The 17112-nt window shown below is 66.4% G+C and carries 15 protein-coding genes; 7 read left to right on the forward strand and 8 right to left on the reverse strand.

Going from position 1 to position 17112, the window contains the following annotated elements:
* Positions 1-45: 45 nt before the first annotated feature.
* A complete protein-coding gene (locus IB232_RS16745; RefSeq protein WP_137974518.1) occupies positions 46-1461 on the forward strand; it encodes an acetyl-CoA carboxylase biotin carboxylase subunit in 1416 nt (471 codons plus the stop codon).
* Positions 1462-1476: 15 nt separating this feature from the next.
* Entirely contained in the window at positions 1477-3288 is a 1812-nt protein-coding gene (gene oadA, locus IB232_RS16750) for a sodium-extruding oxaloacetate decarboxylase subunit alpha (RefSeq protein ID WP_192399742.1), read from the forward strand.
* 58 nt (positions 3289-3346) lie between these two features.
* Here the strand turns inward: oadA and IB232_RS16755 are convergent, their stop codons facing one another.
* Positions 3347-3742 (reverse strand): hypothetical protein, encoded by a 396-nt coding sequence (locus IB232_RS16755; protein WP_192399743.1) that lies wholly within the window; start codon positions 3740-3742, stop codon positions 3347-3349.
* Between the two features lie 149 nt (positions 3743-3891).
* Positions 3892-4107 carry a DUF1127 domain-containing protein gene (locus IB232_RS16760; protein ID WP_192399744.1) on the reverse strand — a complete coding sequence of 72 codons (216 nt, stop codon included), beginning with the start codon at positions 4105-4107 and terminating at the stop codon, positions 3892-3894.
* Positions 4108-4499: 392 nt separating this feature from the next.
* Between IB232_RS16760 and IB232_RS16765 the strand changes: the two genes are divergently transcribed.
* The gene (locus tag IB232_RS16765; protein WP_192399745.1) at positions 4500-5537 is read left to right on the forward strand and encodes a low specificity L-threonine aldolase; all 1038 of its coding nucleotides are present in this window, start codon (positions 4500-4502) and stop codon (positions 5535-5537) included.
* A gap of 103 nt (positions 5538-5640) precedes the next feature.
* Positions 5641-6465 (forward strand): HDOD domain-containing protein, encoded by an 825-nt coding sequence (locus IB232_RS16770; protein ID WP_192399746.1) that lies wholly within the window; start codon positions 5641-5643, stop codon positions 6463-6465.
* Between the two features lie 42 nt (positions 6466-6507).
* On the opposite strand, the gene IB232_RS16775 is transcribed toward IB232_RS16770, so the two are convergent.
* Positions 6508-6846, reverse strand: coding sequence for a hypothetical protein (locus tag IB232_RS16775; RefSeq protein ID WP_192399747.1), 339 nt, complete (start codon positions 6844-6846; stop codon positions 6508-6510).
* Positions 6847-6898: 52 nt separating this feature from the next.
* Positions 6899-7435 carry a response regulator transcription factor gene (locus IB232_RS23570; RefSeq protein ID WP_318652282.1) on the reverse strand — a complete coding sequence of 179 codons (537 nt, stop codon included), beginning with the start codon at positions 7433-7435 and terminating at the stop codon, positions 6899-6901.
* Positions 7436-7676: 241 nt separating this feature from the next.
* Between IB232_RS23570 and IB232_RS16785 the strand changes: the two genes are divergently transcribed.
* Both IB232_RS16785 and IB232_RS16790 read left to right on the forward strand, forming a co-directional pair.
* Positions 7677-8738: a hypothetical protein gene (locus IB232_RS16785; RefSeq protein WP_192399748.1), complete on the forward strand. Its 1062-nt coding sequence runs from the start codon at positions 7677-7679 to the stop codon at positions 8736-8738.
* Between the two features lie 63 nt (positions 8739-8801).
* Positions 8802-9218 (forward strand): hypothetical protein, encoded by a 417-nt coding sequence (locus IB232_RS16790; protein ID WP_192399749.1) that lies wholly within the window; start codon positions 8802-8804, stop codon positions 9216-9218.
* 57 nt (positions 9219-9275) lie between these two features.
* On the opposite strand, the gene IB232_RS16795 is transcribed toward IB232_RS16790, so the two are convergent.
* Positions 9276-10364 (reverse strand): polyamine ABC transporter substrate-binding protein, encoded by a 1089-nt coding sequence (locus IB232_RS16795; protein ID WP_192399750.1) that lies wholly within the window; start codon positions 10362-10364, stop codon positions 9276-9278.
* Between the two features lie 26 nt (positions 10365-10390).
* A complete protein-coding gene (locus IB232_RS16800) occupies positions 10391-11419 on the reverse strand; it encodes a histone deacetylase family protein (protein ID WP_192399751.1) in 1029 nt (342 codons plus the stop codon).
* Positions 11420-11623: 204 nt separating this feature from the next.
* Here IB232_RS16800 and glsB point away from each other — a divergent pair, with 204 nt between their 5' ends.
* Complete coding sequence (gene glsB, locus IB232_RS16805; RefSeq protein ID WP_192399752.1) at positions 11624-12544, forward strand: glutaminase B; 921 nt, start codon at positions 11624-11626, stop codon at positions 12542-12544.
* A 159-nt stretch (positions 12545-12703) separates the two neighbouring features.
* Here the strand turns inward: glsB and IB232_RS16810 are convergent, their stop codons facing one another.
* Entirely contained in the window at positions 12704-15955 is a 3252-nt protein-coding gene (locus tag IB232_RS16810) for an autotransporter domain-containing protein (RefSeq protein WP_192399753.1), read from the reverse strand.
* An 82-nt stretch (positions 15956-16037) separates the two neighbouring features.
* Positions 16038-17030, reverse strand: coding sequence for an asparaginase (locus IB232_RS16815; RefSeq protein ID WP_192399754.1), 993 nt, complete (start codon positions 17028-17030; stop codon positions 16038-16040).
* Between the last annotated feature and the right edge of the window lie 82 nt (positions 17031-17112).

The raw sequence follows: 17112 nt of genomic DNA on the forward strand, positions 1-17112 counted from the left end.
CGCCTTGCAACGGTCGTTTGCTCACGTGATCGAGGAACCAGGCTCGTGATCAAGAAGATCCTCATCGCCAACCGTGGCGAGATCGCCGTCCGTATTGTGCGTGCTTGCGCCGAGATGGGCATTCGCTCGGTGGCCGTGTATTCCGAGGCGGACCGCCAGGCACTGCACGTCAAGCGCGCCGACGAGGCCCACAGCATCGGCGACGACCCGCTGGCCGGCTACCTCAACCCGCGCAAGCTGGTGAACCTGGCCGTGGAAACCGGCTGCGACGCGCTGCACCCGGGCTATGGCTTCCTTTCGGAGAACGCCGAGCTGGCCGATATCTGCGCCGAGCGCGGGATCAAGTTCATCGGCCCCAGTGCCGAAGTGATCCGCCGCATGGGCGACAAGACCGAGGCGCGGCGCAGCATGATCGCCGCTGGCGTGCCTTGCACCCCGGGCACCGAGGGCAACGTCGCCGACATCCACGAAGCCCTGCGCGAGGGCGACCGCATCGGCTATCCGGTGATGCTCAAGGCCACCAACGGCGGTGGCGGGCGCGGCATCCGTCGCTGCAACAGCCGCGAGGAGCTGGAGCAGGCCTACCCACGGGTGATTTCCGAGGCGACCAAGGCCTTCGGCCGCGCCGAGGTGTTCCTGGAAAAATGCATCGTCAATCCCAAGCACATCGAGGCGCAGATTCTCGCCGACAGCTTCGGCAACACCGTGCACCTGTTCGAGCGCGACTGCTCGATCCAGCGCCGCAACCAGAAGCTGATCGAGATCGCCCCCAGCCCGCAGCTGACCCCCGAGCAGCGCGCCTATATCGGCGACCTCGCCGTGCGCGCCGCCCAGGCCGTGGGCTACGAGAACGCCGGCACCGTGGAGTTCCTGCTCGCCGAGGGCGAGGTGTACTTCATGGAGATGAACACCCGGGTGCAGGTGGAACACACCATCACCGAGGAAATCACCGGTATCGACATCGTCCGCGAGCAGATCCGCATCGCCTCCGGGCTGGAGCTGTCGGTCAAGCAGGAAGACATCCAGTACCGCGGCTTCGCCCTGCAGTTCCGCATCAACGCCGAGGACCCGAAGAACAACTTCCTGCCCTCGTTCGGCAAGATCACCCGCTACTACGCGCCTGGCGGCCCCGGCGTGCGCACCGACACGGCGATCTATACCGGCTACACCATTCCGCCCTACTACGACTCCATGTGCCTGAAGCTGATCGTCTGGGCGCTGACCTGGGAAGAGGCGATGGATCGTGGCCTGCGCGCGCTGGACGACATGCGCGTGCAGGGCGTGCGCACCACCGCGGCCTACTACCAGGAAATCCTGCGCAACCCCGAGTTCCGCAGCGGCCAGTTCAACACCAGCTTCGTGGAAGCCCATCCGGAGCTGACCCAGTACTCGATCAAGCGCAACCCGTCGCACCTGGCCATCGCCATTGCCACCGCCATTGCCGCCCACGCCGGCCTGTAGGGGAAGGATTCAGAAATGACTAAGAAAATCACCGTTACCGATACCATCCTGCGCGATGCCCACCAGTCGCTGATCGCCACCCGCATGCGCACCGAAGACATGCTGCCGATCTGCGACAAGCTGGACAAGGTCGGCTACTGGTCCCTGGAAGTCTGGGGCGGCGCCACCTTCGACGCCTGCGTGCGCTTCCTCAAGGAAGACCCGTGGGAGCGCCTGCGCAAGTTCAAGGCCGCGCTGCCCAACACCCGCCTGCAGATGCTGCTGCGTGGGCAGAACCTGCTCGGCTACCGCCATTACAGCGACGACGTGGTGCGCGCGTTCGTGGCGAAAGCAGCCGTGAATGGCATCGATGTGTTCCGCATCTTCGACGCGATGAACGACGTGCGTAACCTGCGCGTCTCCATCGAGGCGGTGAAGGCCGCCGGCAAGCACGCCCAGGGCACCCTCAGCTACACCACCAGCCCGGTGCACACGGTCGAGGCCTACGTCACCCAGGCCAAGGCCATGCAGGCCATGGGCATCGACTCCATCGCGATCAAGGACATGGCCGGCCTGCTCACCCCGTTCGCCACCGCCGAGCTGGTCAAGGCGCTGAAGGCCGAGGTCGACCTGCCGGTGTTCGTGCACAGCCACGACACCGCCGGCATGGGCTCGATGTGCCAGCTCAAGGCCATCGAGGCCGGTGCCGACCACATCGACACCGCCATCTCCAGCTTCGCCTGGGGCACCAGCCACCCGGGCACCGAGTCGATGGTCGCCGCCCTGCGCGGCAGCGAATACGACACCGGCCTGGACCTGGCGCTGATCCAGGAGATCGGCATGTACTTCCACGCCGTGCGCAAGAAGTACCACCAGTTCGAGAGCGAATTCACCGCCGTGGACACCCGCGTGCAGGTCAACCAGGTGCCGGGCGGCATGATGTCCAACCTGGCCAACCAGCTGAAGGAGCAGGGCGCGCTCAACCGTATCAACGAAGTGTTCGCCGAGATCCCGCGGGTGCGTGAAGACCTCGGCTTCCCGCCCCTGGTGACGCCGACCTCGCAGATCGTCGGCACCCAGGCGGTGTTCAACGTGCTGGCCGGCGCGCGCTACAAGACCATCACCAACGAGGTGAAGCTGTACCTGCAGGGCCGCTACGGCAAGGCTCCGGGCAAGGTCAACGAGGCGCTGCGCAAGCAGGCCATCGGTAGCGAGGAAGTCATCGACGTACGCCCGGCCGACCTGCTCAAGCCGGAGATGGCCAAGCTGCGCGAGGAGATCGGTGCGCTGGCCAAGTCCGAAGAGGACGTGCTGACCTTCGCCATGTTCCCGGACATCGGCCGCAAGTTCCTCGAGGAGCGTGCCGCCGGCACCCTGACCCCGGAAGTGCTGCTGCCGATTCCCGAGGCCGGCGGCGTGGCGCCTGTAGGTGGCGGCGGCGTGCCGACCGAGTTCGTGGTCGACGTGCATGGCGAGAGCTACCGCGTGGACATCACCGGCGTGGGCGTGAAGGGTGACGGCAAGCGCCACTTCTACCTGTCCATCGACGGCATGCCGGAAGAAGTGGTGTTCGAGCCGCTCAACGACTTCGTCGCCGGCGGCGCGGGCAGCAGCAAGCGCAAGAGCGCCAGCGCGCCGGGCGATGTCAGCACCACCATGCCGGGCAACATCGTCGACGTGCTGGTCAAGGAAGGCGACACGGTCAAGGCCGGCCAGGCCGTGCTGATCACCGAGGCGATGAAGATGGAAACCGAAGTGCAGGCGCCGATCGACGGTACCGTCAAGGCCATCCACGTGGCCAAGGGCGACCGGGTCAACCCGGGCGAAGTGCTGGTGGAAATAGCCTAACGGCGTAACGAGCAAGTCCCATTGGGGGAGCCTTGGGCTCCCCTTTTTTATGGGTTACTCAGTTGTGCATGCGGTAGGCGCGGCGCAGGGTGATCAGGTCCTGCTTGGTGCAGGCCTGGGGTTCGGCGCCGGTCAGGTCGTAGCAACGATAGCGAAAGCCCATCGGCCAGTAGGCAATGGCAACCGGCGGCCAGAAGATCGAGGCCACGCGGAAGCGCGTGCGCAGCTTGCCGTTCTGGAGGGTGTTGGCCTGCTCGTCCTGCAGGCGATACGGCACGCCGCCTGCGGCGCCCCAGGAGAACGGGCGGGTCTTCACCAGGCCGTAGTTGTTCTCGATCTGGCGCTCGTTGATCACCAGGGTGCTGTTTTGCGGCAGTTTGAACCAGGCGCTGGCGGAGCAGCCGGCCATGGCGAGAGTGGCCGCGAGCAGGGCGGCGGACTTGATAGGAGACATCTCGACTTCCTTGTACTTCTGGATGGCAGATTGCCGCTACCGCGGCGGCGCGCACTATATCGGCTTGCCTGTGGCTTGGCGATGCCAGAACGACGGGCACAAAAAAGGGAAGCGCTCGGCTTCCCTTCGATACGACTTGCTGGTGCGACTCAACGCCAGAACGGCTTGCTCACTTCAACCGCGCGGTCGTAGGTGCTGATGCCGGCGTCGGAGAGCAGGCGCTCGTCGAGGCGGGCCAGCTCGCGGCGGCTGCTGATGCGGCGCTGCCACAGCAGCAGGGTGCCCAGTACGCGCAGGGGCAGGTAGCCGCCGCTGGCCGGGGATTGTTGTTGGAACATGAGGTCGGAACTGAGAGTGCGTTCCATGGTGGTGCTTCCTTCCGCTGTCGAGCGGGGTTAGATGGTGTCCTACTGGAAGCATATTTTCCTGACTGTGTAGTCGATTTTGTAGGCACAGCTGGGCTAAATTGCAGGGCTATTAGTTAGGCGGCTTGGTAACTGTTCTGTTCCTATGGCGACAACTGTACTGGTCATCCGTGGAAGGTCGCGGAAAAAGGCAATTCGCGTGATTTATCGCTGACAAAGCCTGCCAGAACGGTACCTTTCTACAGGTACAGTTATTTTAGAATCCCAACAGCTAGCCAATCTGTTATTGCCGAAAAACGAGCCCACGAAGCCTTGTTTCTCCGGCCCCGCACCCAAGCTCCTAGCGCCGCGGCGCGACCTAGAATAATCGGTGATCCCACAAGGAACTCTGCATGACCGACCAGACCCAGCAATTCGCCAGCGACAACTATTCCGGCATCTGTCCGGAAGCCTGGAGCGCCATGGCCGAGGCCAATCGCGGCCACCAGCGCGCCTATGGCGAGGACGAATGGACGGCCCGCGCCTCCGACCAGTTCCGCCAGCTGTTCGAGACCGACTGCGAAGTGTTCTTCGCCTTCAACGGCACGGCGGCCAACTCCCTGGCCCTGTCGTCGCTGTGCCAGAGCTACCACAGCGTGATCTGCTCGGAGACCGCCCACGTCGAGACCGACGAATGCGGCGCCCCGGAGTTCTTCTCCAACGGCTCCAAGTTGCTCACCGCGCGCACCGAGCAAGGCAAGCTGACCCCGGACTCGATCCGCGAGGTGGCGCTCAAACGCCAGGACATCCACTACCCGAAACCGCGTGTGGTGACCCTGACCCAGGCCACCGAGGTCGGCACCGTGTACCGCCCCGAGGAGGTCCGTGCGATCAGTCAGGTGTGCAAGGAGCTGAAGCTCAACCTGCACATGGACGGCGCGCGCTTCTCCAATGCCTGCGCCTCGCTCGGCTGCAGCCCGGCCGAGCTGACCTGGAAGGCCGGAGTCGACGTGCTGTGTTTCGGCGGTACCAAGAACGGCATGGCGGTGGGCGAGGCCATCCTGTTCTTCAACAAGGCCCTGGCCGAAGACTTCGACTATCGCTGCAAGCAGGCCGGGCAGCTGGCCTCGAAGATGCGCTTCCTCTCGGCGCCCTGGGTCGGCCTGCTGCAGGACGACGCCTGGCTGCGCTACGCCAACCACGCCAACCGCTGTGCGCGCCTGCTGGCTGAGTTGGTGAGCGACGTGCCGGGCGTCAGCCTGATGTTCCCGGTGGAGGCCAACGGCGTGTTCCTGCAGCTCTCCGAGCCGGCCATCGAGCGCCTGACCGGCTGGGGCTGGCGCTTCTACACCTTCATCGGCGCCGGCGGCGCGCGCTTCATGTGTTCCTGGGATACCGAAGAGGCGCGGGTGCGCGAGCTGGCAGCGGACATTCGTCGGGCCATGGCCTGAAAAGAGGGTGCAGACGACGAAAGGCGGGGTCCTATCAGGTGGGGCTGACTAAGGTTTTCAGTCCCACCTAACCACTCTTCCGCTTCGCCGGAGACCCACCCCTATGGAAATCAACAACCTCTTCGAGCAGCTACACAGCCTGCCCAGTATTCCCAAGGTCGCCCAGGACCTGATCCAGCAGTTCGACAACCCCAACACCAACCTCGATGCCGTCGCGCGCAACATCAACCTCGACCCGGTGATCGCCGCCAAGGTGCTGCGCCTGGCCAACTCGGCACGCTTTCGCGGTGCCCGCGAGGCCCACAGCGTCGAGGACGCCGCCTCGCGCCTGGGTTTCAACACCCTGCGCACGCTGGTGCTGGCCTCGGCGGTGACCGGCGCGTTCAAGACCGACTCCGGCTTCGATCTCAAGGGCTTCTGGATGCACAGCTTCCAGGTGGCGAGCATCTGCCGGCTGCTGGCCAAGACCCGTGGCGTGGCGATGGAGACGGCCTTCACCTGCGGCATGATGCACAACATCGGCGAACTGCTGATCCAGACCGGCGCGCCGGAACTGGCGGCACGGCTCAACCGCAGCGGCAAGACCGACGCCGCCGGGCGCGTGGCGCTGGAGACCCTGCAGCTGGGCTTCGGCTTCCCCGAAGTGGGCGCCGAGTTGGCGCGGCGCTGGCAGCTGCCCGAGGTGATCCAGCAGGCCATCGCCCTGCAGACCCGCCCGCACCAGGCGCCGGCGGACATGCCGCTGCCGCGGCTGGTGGCTCAGGCCGTGCTGATTGCCGAAGCGCTGCGCCTGCACAACGGCGACCTGGCCAAGACCCGCGAAGAGCTGGACAGCCCGCTGTGCGAAGGCATCGACCTGGACGCGCTGTTCGACAAGCTGCCCGAGGTACTGGAGGCCGACAAGGGGTTCAGCCAGCTGCTCGACTGAAGCGCCTGGCCGCCGGTGCGCTGGTGCCGGCGGCCATGGGCCTTACCCTTCCTGTTCTGCGGTTTCCGCTTCCTCGACCTTGTCCTCTTCCGCGGCATCCTGGCAGGCGCCCGTGGCGCCTTCCTTGCCGGTGGAGGACACCGTGGACGAGCCGTCGGCCTTCAGGCTGATGGCGATGGTCACGCCTTCGCCCTTGGCCTCGTAGTACTGCTCGCTGAACTTGCTCAGCGTGGCCGGCTTGTCGTTGATATGCACCGGGCCGCCGGCTTCGGCGCGCACGTTGAGCTCGCCGGGGCAGGTGACATCGAACTTCGGCAGGGTGGCGGCATTGGCCGCACCGGTGGCGGCGAACAGGGCGGTGGTGATCAGCAGTTTGTTCATGAAGGTGCTCCTGGCAGGGATAGGCGTTCGATGGGCGCCTGCGTTCTCCTGATCAGTGAGCTAAGAAGCCGCCGGCTGGCTTGTCCAACCCGCGCGGTGCTTGCCGATGGGCTGCAGGCAGCAACCAGTGCAGCAGGTGCGGCGGCAACTGTGTCGGCCGGCGCGGCGGCGGTCGAACCAGGGGCAGCGCCAGCGCGCCGGTGGCCAGTGTGGCGAACAACAAGGCGCAGATATTGTTCACCTGCAACTTGCCTTGCATATTGCCGCGGTGTTTGCGCACGGTCAGGTCGCTGATGCCCAGTTCCCGGGCCACTTGTTTATCGCTGAGTCCTTCGGCGAATAAATGAATTATTTCCAGTTCGCGCTCGCTTAATACAGGCGGCAAATTTCTCGCGGCATCAAGTTCGCCGAATCGCTCGAAATAATAAATAACCAACTGCGTCGACTTATGCAGGCCGAGTTTGCGCTGCAAGTTCTCCCGGTGTTTATGCGCGGTGCTCAGCGATATCGCCAGCTCGGTGGCGATTTCACGGTCGGTCAAGCCCCTGGCGATCAGCTCCAGCACCTGTATTTCCCTTGTCGTCAGCACGTCCCTGTCCCGCCAGCGGAGGAGAGGGATCGACCTTAGTTTTCAGGCAGCAAATATCCGATACGGAAGCACTTCCCACGTAATACCGAATTTGCCCAATACCTGAGTAATCGGTGGATCGACAGCATGTGAGCGTCGATTAACTCATGACCTGGCAAATGGAACTTGAGTTGCGCAGTTCGACGTACGCGCCGCGAGTTATAGCGGCGCCTCCATATCAATTACTGCAAGGACAACAGTCATGAATTGGAACCGTACGTTTACCGATCTGATCCGCGCCGGCCGCGCCGCCTACTGGGGCAACTGGGCCCTCGATCCGAAGATCAAGGTGGGCGCCGTTGGCATCGTCTCGCCGGACACCGGCGATTTCACCCTGGTGCAGGAATCCACCCCGGGGCTGGCCATCAGCGAGCGCGGCATCCCCAACCAGTGGAAACTGGCCTCCAGCAACGTCAAGCGCAGCCAGGCTTCGGTCAAGCTGGATGGCTCGGGCACCGACCCAGAGTCGGGCACCAAGGGTAGCGTCGGCACCGAGATCACCTGGGACTTCGCCACCGTCGGCTCCATCGCCTCGGAGTTCGGCATCGCCAACGAGAGCTTCATCAGCGATCTCACCGCCCTGTCCAAGGCCGATACCCTGAGCTGGCTGGCCCAGCAGGCCGCCTCGGTGAGCATGGGTAACGCCGGCAACATCGCCCAGGGCTTCGGTGTGGTCACCAGCGTGATCTACGCCAACAGCGGCCTCAACCTCGGCTCCCAGGACAACAGCTCGTCCTTCTCCATCACCGGTGAAGCCAGCGCCGTGCAGGACATGGTGGCCGGCGCCAATGCCAAGGGCTCGTACAGCTCCACCAAGGAGAGCAAGCAGGTCGACCAGCACCTGTGGCCCGCCACGCCGAACAAGGAAGCCGGCGGCGCGATCCCGATCGCGTACACCTTCGCCTCGTACGACGGCACCCTGCTGATCCCCAACTGGATCACCCGCCTGGGCTCGCTGCAGATCCTGTTCAACAACAAGCCGGGCTGCACCTACATCACCAACATCAACCTCAGCTACGACACCCCGCAGGGCAAGAAGAGCGAGTCCTTCTCGCTGAGCGGCGGCCTGTCCAAGACCGTCGCCAACATCCCGCTGAGCGCCACCAACATCGTCGCCGACATCAGCTTCAAGGGCGTGATCAACAGCGACAAGTACAGCTTCAAGTGGCCGAGCCCGCTGGGCCAGTGGCTGACCGGTCAGCGCGAGATCGAGATGTCCGGCGTCTGGCCGGGGCAGACCCACGCGCGCGATATCGCCCTGTGAGTCGAGCGTGGAAGGCCCACGGTCGGGCACTTCCGCGCACACCAAGCAATGGAGGATGAACCCATGAATGCATTTATCGAGTCCCACAAGTACCTGGCCGCCGCCATCCTGTTCGCCGCGCTGTGCGCCGGCAGCGTGTCTTCGGCGCAGGCCGAGGATGTCGCCAAGGGCGTGCTGATCGTGCGCGGCGACGCGCACGGCTTCACGCCCAACCAGGGCGACAACTACAAGAACGAGGAGCGTGACATCAATGATCGCCTGGTCGGGGTCTCCGCTCTCTGCGCCAGCAGTGGCAGCCAGACTGCCCCCGCCCTGGTGCTGACCGACACCACCCGCAACTGGGGTGGTTACATGAGCGGCAACACCACCACCATCATCAACCTGGGTGGCAAGGTGGTGAAGGACAAGCAGCCGGGTAATCCCAACCACTGCCTGATCAACGGCCTGACGCTGGGCCAGATCAAGGGCATCTGGCACTGAGCTCCCGCGCCAAAGAAAAGACCGGCCAGGCGGCCGGTCTTTTTCCATGCGGGCGGCTCAGTTGCCGGTCTTGATCTTGCTCCAGGCGCGGGTGCGCGCACGCTCGGCGGCGCGTGGCAGCGGCTCGAGGGTGTAGAGTTTCTGCATGGCCTCGGCGGTCGGGTACAGGTTGGGGTTGGTGCGGATCGACTCGGCGACCAGCGCGGTGGCGTCCTTGTTCGGGTTGGGGTAGCCGACGAAGTCGGAGATCGGCGCGATCACCTGCGGCTGCAGCAGGTAGTCGATGAAGGCGTGGGCCTCGTCGATGTTCTTCGCGTCCTTCGGAATCGCCATCATGTCGAACCAGATCGGCGCGCCTTCCTTGGGCAGGCGCATGTCCACCGTCACGCCGTTGTTCGCCTGCTTGGCGTTGTTGGCGGCCTGCGAGAAGCTGCCCGAGTAGCCCACGGCCACGCAGATCTCGCCGTTGGCGATATCGCTCATGTACTTGGAGCTGTGGAAGTAGCGCACGTGCGGGCGGATCTTGCTGAGCAGCGCTTCGGCCTTGGCGTAGTCGGCCGGCTCCTTGCTGTTCGGCGACAGGCCCAGGTAGTGCAGGGCCAGCGGCAGGATTTCCGACGGCGAGTCGAGCAGGGCCACGCCGCACTGCTGCAGCTTGGCGATGTTCTCTTCCTTGAAGATCAGGCCCCAGCTGTCCACTGGCGCGTTGTCGCCGAGAGCGGCCTTGACCTTGTCCGGGTTGAAGCCGATCAGCACGGTGCCGTACATGTAGGGCACGGCGTACTGGTTGCCCGGATCGTTGGCCTCGATCAGCTTCATCAGCTGCGGGTCGAGGTGCTGCCAGTTGGGCAGTTTGCTGCGGTCGAGCTTCTGGAACACGCCGGCCTCAACCTGCTTGGCCAGGAACACGTTGGACGGCACCACCAGGTCATAGCCGGAGTTGCCGGTGAGCAGCTTGGCCTCCAGCGCCTCGTTGGTGTCGAAGATGTCGTAGGTCAGCTTGATGCCGCTGTCCTGCTTGAACTGGGTCAGGGTCTCCGGGGTGATGTAGTCGAACCAGTTGTAGACCTTGAGTTCGCGGTCGGCGGCCTGGGCGGTAGCCGTCAGGGCGAAGCCGCAGAGCGCGGCAGCGAGCAGTTTCTTCATTTTCTTGTTTTCCTGTGCAGGGCGCTTCAGGCGCCCTGGAAACCTTCGAGCACGTTGACGGCATTGATGCCGATTTCGGCGACGGCATAGCCGCCTTCCATGACGAACAGCGTCGGCCTGCCCAGCGCGGCGATGCGTTCGCCCATGCGCAGGTAGTCCGGGCTGTCCAGCTTGAAACTGGAGATCGGGTCGTTCTGGTAGGTATCGACGCCGAGGGACACCAGCAGCACGTCCGGGCCGTAGGCGGCGATGCGCTGGCAGGCGGTTTCCAGGGCGGCGCCCCAGGCATCCCAGGCGCTGCCGGCGGCCAGCGGCAGGTTGAGGTTGTAGCCCTCGCCGCGGCCGGCGCCGGTCTCGTCGGCATAGCCGAGGAAGTGCGGGTACTCGAAGCTGGGGCTGCCGTGGATGTTGGCGACGAACACGTCGTCGCGGTCGTAGAAGATCGACTGGGTGCCGTTGCCGTGGTGGTAGTCGACATCGAGGATGGCCACCCGCGCCGCGCCCTGGTCGAGGAAGGCCTGGGCGGCGATGGCCACGTTGTTCAGGTAGCAGTAGCCGCCCATCACGTCGGCACTGGCGTGGTGACCCGGCGGACGGCACAGGGCGAAGGCGCTGTGGGCGCCTGCGGCAATCTCGGCCTGGCCGCTCAGGGCGATCTGCGCCGAGCTGTACACGGCCTGCCAGGTGCCGGCGGTGATCGGCGCGAAGCAGTCGAAGCTGTGGAAGCCGTACTGGCCGTAGAGGTCGTTGGGCCGCTTGGCACGCAGATGCCGGGCCGGGAAAACGCCGGGCAGGAAGTCGGCGGTGTTGCCCTGGGCGGCCCAGCCGGCCCAGGCCTTCTGCAGGAAGTCCAGATAGTCGCCGGTGTGGATGCGGGTGATCGGCGCCATGCCGAACTCGCGCGGTGCCAGCACCTCGCCGAGATTGCGCTCGCGCACTCGGGCCAGCACGTGGTCGGCGCGCGCCGGCATCTCGAAGCAGGGTTTGAATTCGCCGCCGACCATCTCGCCTTGGGCGTGGTGCAGGCGGTGGTCGTCGCTGTAGTAGGTCAGCATCTTGTTGTTCTCCGCGATGGGCTGGGCGAATTGTTGGCCGCCCCGGTGAGCCGGGAGAACGATAACGGCGGCCAACAAAGGGATAATTCCGGCCAAGTTGCCGAGCCGCAGCGGCCACAAGAGCTGGAAACGGCCAGCTGCGGCTGTGATGGAGCGGAGCCGCCAGGCGTCTATTTCGGCACCCGTACACGCAAGAGGCCGAACATGCAGGCGCTGTTGAACGAGATATTGGACCAGGTGCGCCCGCTGCTGGGCCGCGGCAAGGTGGCCGACTACATCCCGGCGCTGGCCGAGGTGCCGGCCGACCGTCTGGGTATAGCGGTGCTGGGCGTGGATGGCAGCCTGCATACCGCCGGCGACGCTGCCGAGCCGTTCTCGATCCAGAGCATCTCCAAGGTGTTCAGCCTGGTGCAGGCCATCCAGCATTCCGGCGAGGACATCTGGCAGCGCCTCGGTCACGAGCCGTCTGGTCAACCGTTCAACTCGCTGGTGCAGCTGGAGTTCGAACGCGGTCGCCCGCGCAACCCCTTCATCAACGCCGGCGCCCTGGTGATCTGCGATATCAACCAGTCGCGCTTCGCCGCCCCGGCGTTGTCGATGCGCGACCTGGCCCGGCGCCTGTCCGGCAACCCGTTGCTGGTGTCGGACGCCAAGGTCGCCGAGTCGGAATACCAGCACCGCGCGCGCAACGCCGCCGCGGCCTACCTGATGCAGGCCTTCGGCAATTTCCACAACGAGGTCGAGACGGTGCTGCGCAGCTACTTCCACCACTGTGCGCTGGCCATGAGCTGCGTCGACCTGGCCCGCGCGTTCGGCTTCCTGGCCAACCAGGGCGTGTGCCCGCGCAGCGGCGAGCAGATCCTCACGCCGCGGCAGACCCAGCAGATCAACGCGATCATGGCCACCAGCGGCCTGTACGACGAGGCCGGCAACTTCGCCTACCGCGTCGGCCTGCCGGGCAAGAGTGGCGTCGGTGGCGGCATCGTCGCGGTGGTGCCGGGGCGTTTCAGTATCTGCGTGTGGTCGCCCGAGCTGAACGCCGCCGGCAACTCGCTGGCCGGCATGGCGGCGCTGGAGCTGCTCAGCGAGCGCATCGGCTGGTCGGTATTCTCGCCGTTGGGTTGAGTCGGTTGGCTGCTTCTCTGTGGAGTGCGAGCTGGCCTGAAGACCCTCACCCCCGGCCCTCTCCCGGGGGAGAGGGGGGAGCCGGTAGCCCTGACTTCAGTCCGGGACAACCCTGCCAGCTCCCGGACTGAAGTCCGGGCTACATCGCTGGCTTGGCTCTTAGAAACGCGCCTGCCACTGGGCGATCAGCGCGTGGTTCTGTGCATCGCTGCCCAGCTCGCCGCTGTAACCGAGGCCCAGGCTCTGTGCGGCGCTCAGGCCGAGGTCGACGCCGGCCTCGACCAGCAGGCTGTTGCGGTCCAGCGCCGCGCCCTCGACGTTGAAGGCGTTGCCGCCGGTGAGGAAGGATTGCCGCGCGCTGCTCTCCAGCTCACCGAAGGTGTGGCGCCAGCCCAGGCTGGCGCGTGGGGTCAGACTCATGCCGTTGTCCAGACTGCCGAGGTGGGCGACGCGCACACCCAGGGTGCTGCTGACGTTGTCCTGGTCTTCTTCTTCCACGCGCAGGGCGGCGGCGCCACCTTTCTCGTCGTAGCTCTCGTGGCTGTAGCGCTGGTAGCCGATGGCGGCGAAGGGTTCGGCGAGCAGGCGGCCCTGGGCCAGCGGATAGCCCAGTTCGGCGAAGGCCTGCTGGCTGTTGGCGTCGTAGTCGGCGCGCAGATGGTCGCGGAAGCCGCTGAAGTCGACACGACGCTCGGCGCTGTTGTCGTGTTGGCTGTAGGCAGCGCCCAGGCGCAGGGCCAGCGGGCCGCTCTGGTGCTGGGCGTACAGGCCTAGGTGCAGGCTGTCGATATCGTTGCCGGCGCCGTGGTCGGCGTCCACGTCGGTGCGGCCGTAGCCGCCGAGCACGCCCAGGCGCCAGGCGCTGCCCAGGGCCCAGTCGGCGCCGAGCACGGCGCCGGTGCTGTCCTGGCGAATGTCGCCGCTGTCGGCATCCAGCTTGCCGTGGCTGCCGAGGCCCTGCAGCCACAGACGGCCGGCGGCGTTCGGGTCGTTCAGGTTGCGGGCGTCGCGCGGCACGCCGCTGGCAGCCAGTTGCGGGCCGTCTTCGCGCAACAGTGCGGCCTGCAGGTTGCCGCTGCCGCCCATCTGCTGCATGGCCGAGAGCATGCTGGCGCCGACCTGGGCACCGCCGGCCAGGGTGGCGCTGGCGATGCTGGCGTTGCTGCTGCCGGCCAGCTGTTCCAGGCCGCGCTGCGCCTGCTCGGCGTCGCTGCCGAGCAGGGTCTGGTAGAGCGCGCCGTCGCCGCTGCCCTGGATGGCGTCGGCCACGTTGCGACCATTGCCGCTGCTGGCCAGGTCGGCGAAGGCCAGGTCGTTGCGCAGCAGCTGCAACTCGACGCTGTCGGCGTCATAACTCAGCTCGGCGGTGAGGAAGGCCAGGTTGCTGCTGATCGAGGCGAACTGGCCGCTGATGCCGCCATCGGCCTGCAGCACCTGGTACTGGCCGATGCGCGGATAGTCGCCGGCGCCGCCGACGATGCTCAGGCTGGCGCCCGCGATGCTGGCACTGCCGCCGACTGAGGTGGGCGAGTGGCTGCCGTCGGCGGCCACGTCGAGGATCAGCTTGGCGCCACTGGCCAGGCTCAGGTCGCCCTCGACCCGCCCGCCGCCGAAGCCGGCACCGCTGGCCACCTGCACGTCACCCTGGATGCGCCCGAGGTTGCGCAGGCTGCCGCCGAGCACATCGACGCCATCGCTGAAGTCGTTGCTGTCGAGGGTCCAGCTGCCCTGGGCCACCTGCAGCTGCTCGAAGCCGAGGGTGTCGGCCAGACTGCCGCCGGCGGCCGTGTCCAGCAGCACCAGGTCGTTGCCGGCGCCGCCGTTGACGCTGCCGATGAACTGGCTGCCGCCGAGCACGAACAGCTGATCGTCGCCGTCGCCGAGGTCGACCGCCAGGCCGTTCTGGCCCTCGATCAGACCGGCGTTCCTGAGAACGTCGGCGCCCGCACCCATCTGCACGGCTGCAGCGGCGGTGGTGCTGCCGAGCTGGTCGACGCGGGTGGCGTCGGCGCCGCCGCGGATCACCCCGCCGTTGCGGTTGATCAGCAGGTCGGCGTAGTCCCCGACCAGGCCGATGGCGGCGTCCTCGGCACCGATGATGCTGCCGGCGTTGTCGATGCGCGCAGCGCCGCCATTGGCGCTGCTGGTGCCGCGGCCGCTGGCCGAGGCGCTGCCGCTGGCGCCGTCGTCGATCAGGATGCCTTTGGACTGGCCGAAGATGTTCGCGCCGGCGACGTTGATGATGGTGCCGCCACCGGCGGCGATGCCGTCGGCGCCATTGGGGTTGCCGCCGGAGTCCAGGCCGCCGGCGCCGAGGCCCTCGATGCGACCGTGGTTTTCGACGTAGGCCATGCCGTCGATGTCGACACCGTCGCCGTCACCGTTGCTGGTGGTCTGGCCCAAGCCCTCGTGGTCGAAGACGTTGCCGGCACCGGCATAGCGGCCGCTGATCAGGCCGTGGTTGAACACCACGCCGTGGCCGTCGAGGCCGACGCCGGAGCCGTTGTGGCCGATCAGGCTGCCGTCTGCGTAGTTGATCACCACCGGGTTGGCGATGCTCACACCGGTGGTGGTGACGCCGTCGATCACCTTGGCGAAGGTCACGCCGTTGCCGTCGGCGCTGGTGATGATCAGGCGCTCCAGGCCGAACAGGTCGCTGTCGGCATCGGCAGCCAGCGGGTCGCCGCCATCGATGGCGTGACGCGGGCCTTCGATGCTGCCGTGGTTGAGGATGGCCACATTGCCGCGTCCGTTCTCGATGGCCACGCCGTCGGCGGCGGAATAGTCGTTGGTGCAGGTCAGGTAGTCCGGGCAGCTGGTGTTGACCGTGCCGGTGGAGACAATGCGCCCGTAGTTGGTCAGGGTGAAGTTGCTACCCAGGCGGATCGCGTCGTTGCCACTGGAGCTGATCAGCGCGTCGCGGTTGTCGGCGGCGCCGTTGATGATCTGGTTGCCGGTGCTGCTGTAGTCGGCGTCGGCCTTGATCGCCCGCTCGCCGTTCACCGACACGCCGCTCTGGGTGATGCTGCCCTGGTTGTCGATGATGTACTGGCCTGCGGCGCGGTTGAGGCGGATGGCTACGGCGCCGGCGGCATCGATCAGCGCGCCTTTTTGGTTGCTGATGGTCAGCAGCGGGGTGCCGCTGTTGGCGTCGATGGTGCGGCCGCTGCCGGTCTGCTGGATGGTGCCGGCGTTGGTCAGGGTCGAGGCGCCGCTGCCGACGCTGACTGCGACCGTGCTGCCGCTGGTGCTCAGCGTACCGCCCTGCTGCACCACGCCGGCGCCGGTAAGGCTCTGGCCGCTGTTTACCGTGCTGCCGGTGGTGACGGTGAAGCCGGCGGCGAAGGCCGGGCCGGCGATGGCGGCCTGCAGGGCCAGGACCAGGGGGAGAGGGCGCAGGAGCGGATTCATGCTGGGTCACCAGTCGTTGGAATAATAAAGCCAGCGACTATGCCCAGAACGTATTACGGAATTTTGAAGGCCCCGCGCTCCCTCAGTCGGCGCACTCGCCGCACAGGTCGAAGACGAACAGGCGCTCCACCTCGGCCTGGGGCAGGCCGGCGCCGAGCAGGCTGAACAGCTTGGCCAGGGCGGCCTCGCGGGTCATGCCGGTGCCGCTGACCAGGCCGGCCTCGGCCAAGGCGCTGCCGGCGGCGTACACCTCGAAGTCGACGTGGCCCTGCGGGCACTGGCTGATGGCGGCCAGTACCACGCCGCGCTCGTGCGCTTCACGCAGCACGGTGAGGAACTCGGCGTCGTCCGACGGCCCGGTGCCGCTGCCGTAGCATTCGAGCAGCACGCCTTGCACGTCATCGGCCAGCACGGCGCGCAGCTGGGCGGCGCTCAGGCCGGGGAACAGCGGCTGCACGGCCAGAGTCACCGGGCCGCGCGGCTGACGGTAATGCAGCGCTGCGGGCAGCTCGTCGAGACGCGCCGCGTGGCGTGGGCGATGCATGTTGGCGAAGGCATCGAAGGCCTCGCTCTTCAGCTTGCTGGCGCGGGCGCCATGCAGCAGCTGGCCGTCGAAGAACAGGTGCACGCCGGGCAGGCAACCCTCGCTCAGCGCCGCCAGGGCGCCGAACAGGTTGGGCCAGGCGTCGCTGCCCGGGCTGCCCACCGGCAGCATGGAGCCGGTCAGCAGCACCGGCACCTCGATGCCCAGCAGCAGAAAGCTGAGTGCCGCAGCGCTGTAGGCCAGGGTGTCGGTGCCATGCAGCAGCAGCACGGCGTCGCAGCCTTCCTCATCCACGGCCTGGACGATGGCGTCGCGCATGGCCAGCCAGTTGGCCTGGCGCATATTGGCGCTGTCGATCGGCGGACTCAGTTCGCGGAAGCGCCAGGCCGGCGCCGGGCGTTCCGGGTGCAGGGCCTGTTCGGCCTTGAGGCGATCCTCGAAGCCGGAAGCCGGGGCCAGCCCGGCTTCGCTCATCTGCATGCCGATGGTGCCGCCGGTGTAGAGCACCAGCAGGTTCTGCGAAGGGTTCATGCGGTCGATCCGATCAGGTGGCGGGCGCGTGTTTTCGCCCGAGTGTAACGGCGAACGGGCAGAGGTAGGACCAAGAAAAAGG

Source organism: Pseudomonas sp. PDM15 (genome assembly GCF_014851565.1).
Classification (GTDB): Bacteria; Pseudomonadota; Gammaproteobacteria; order Pseudomonadales; family Pseudomonadaceae; genus Aquipseudomonas.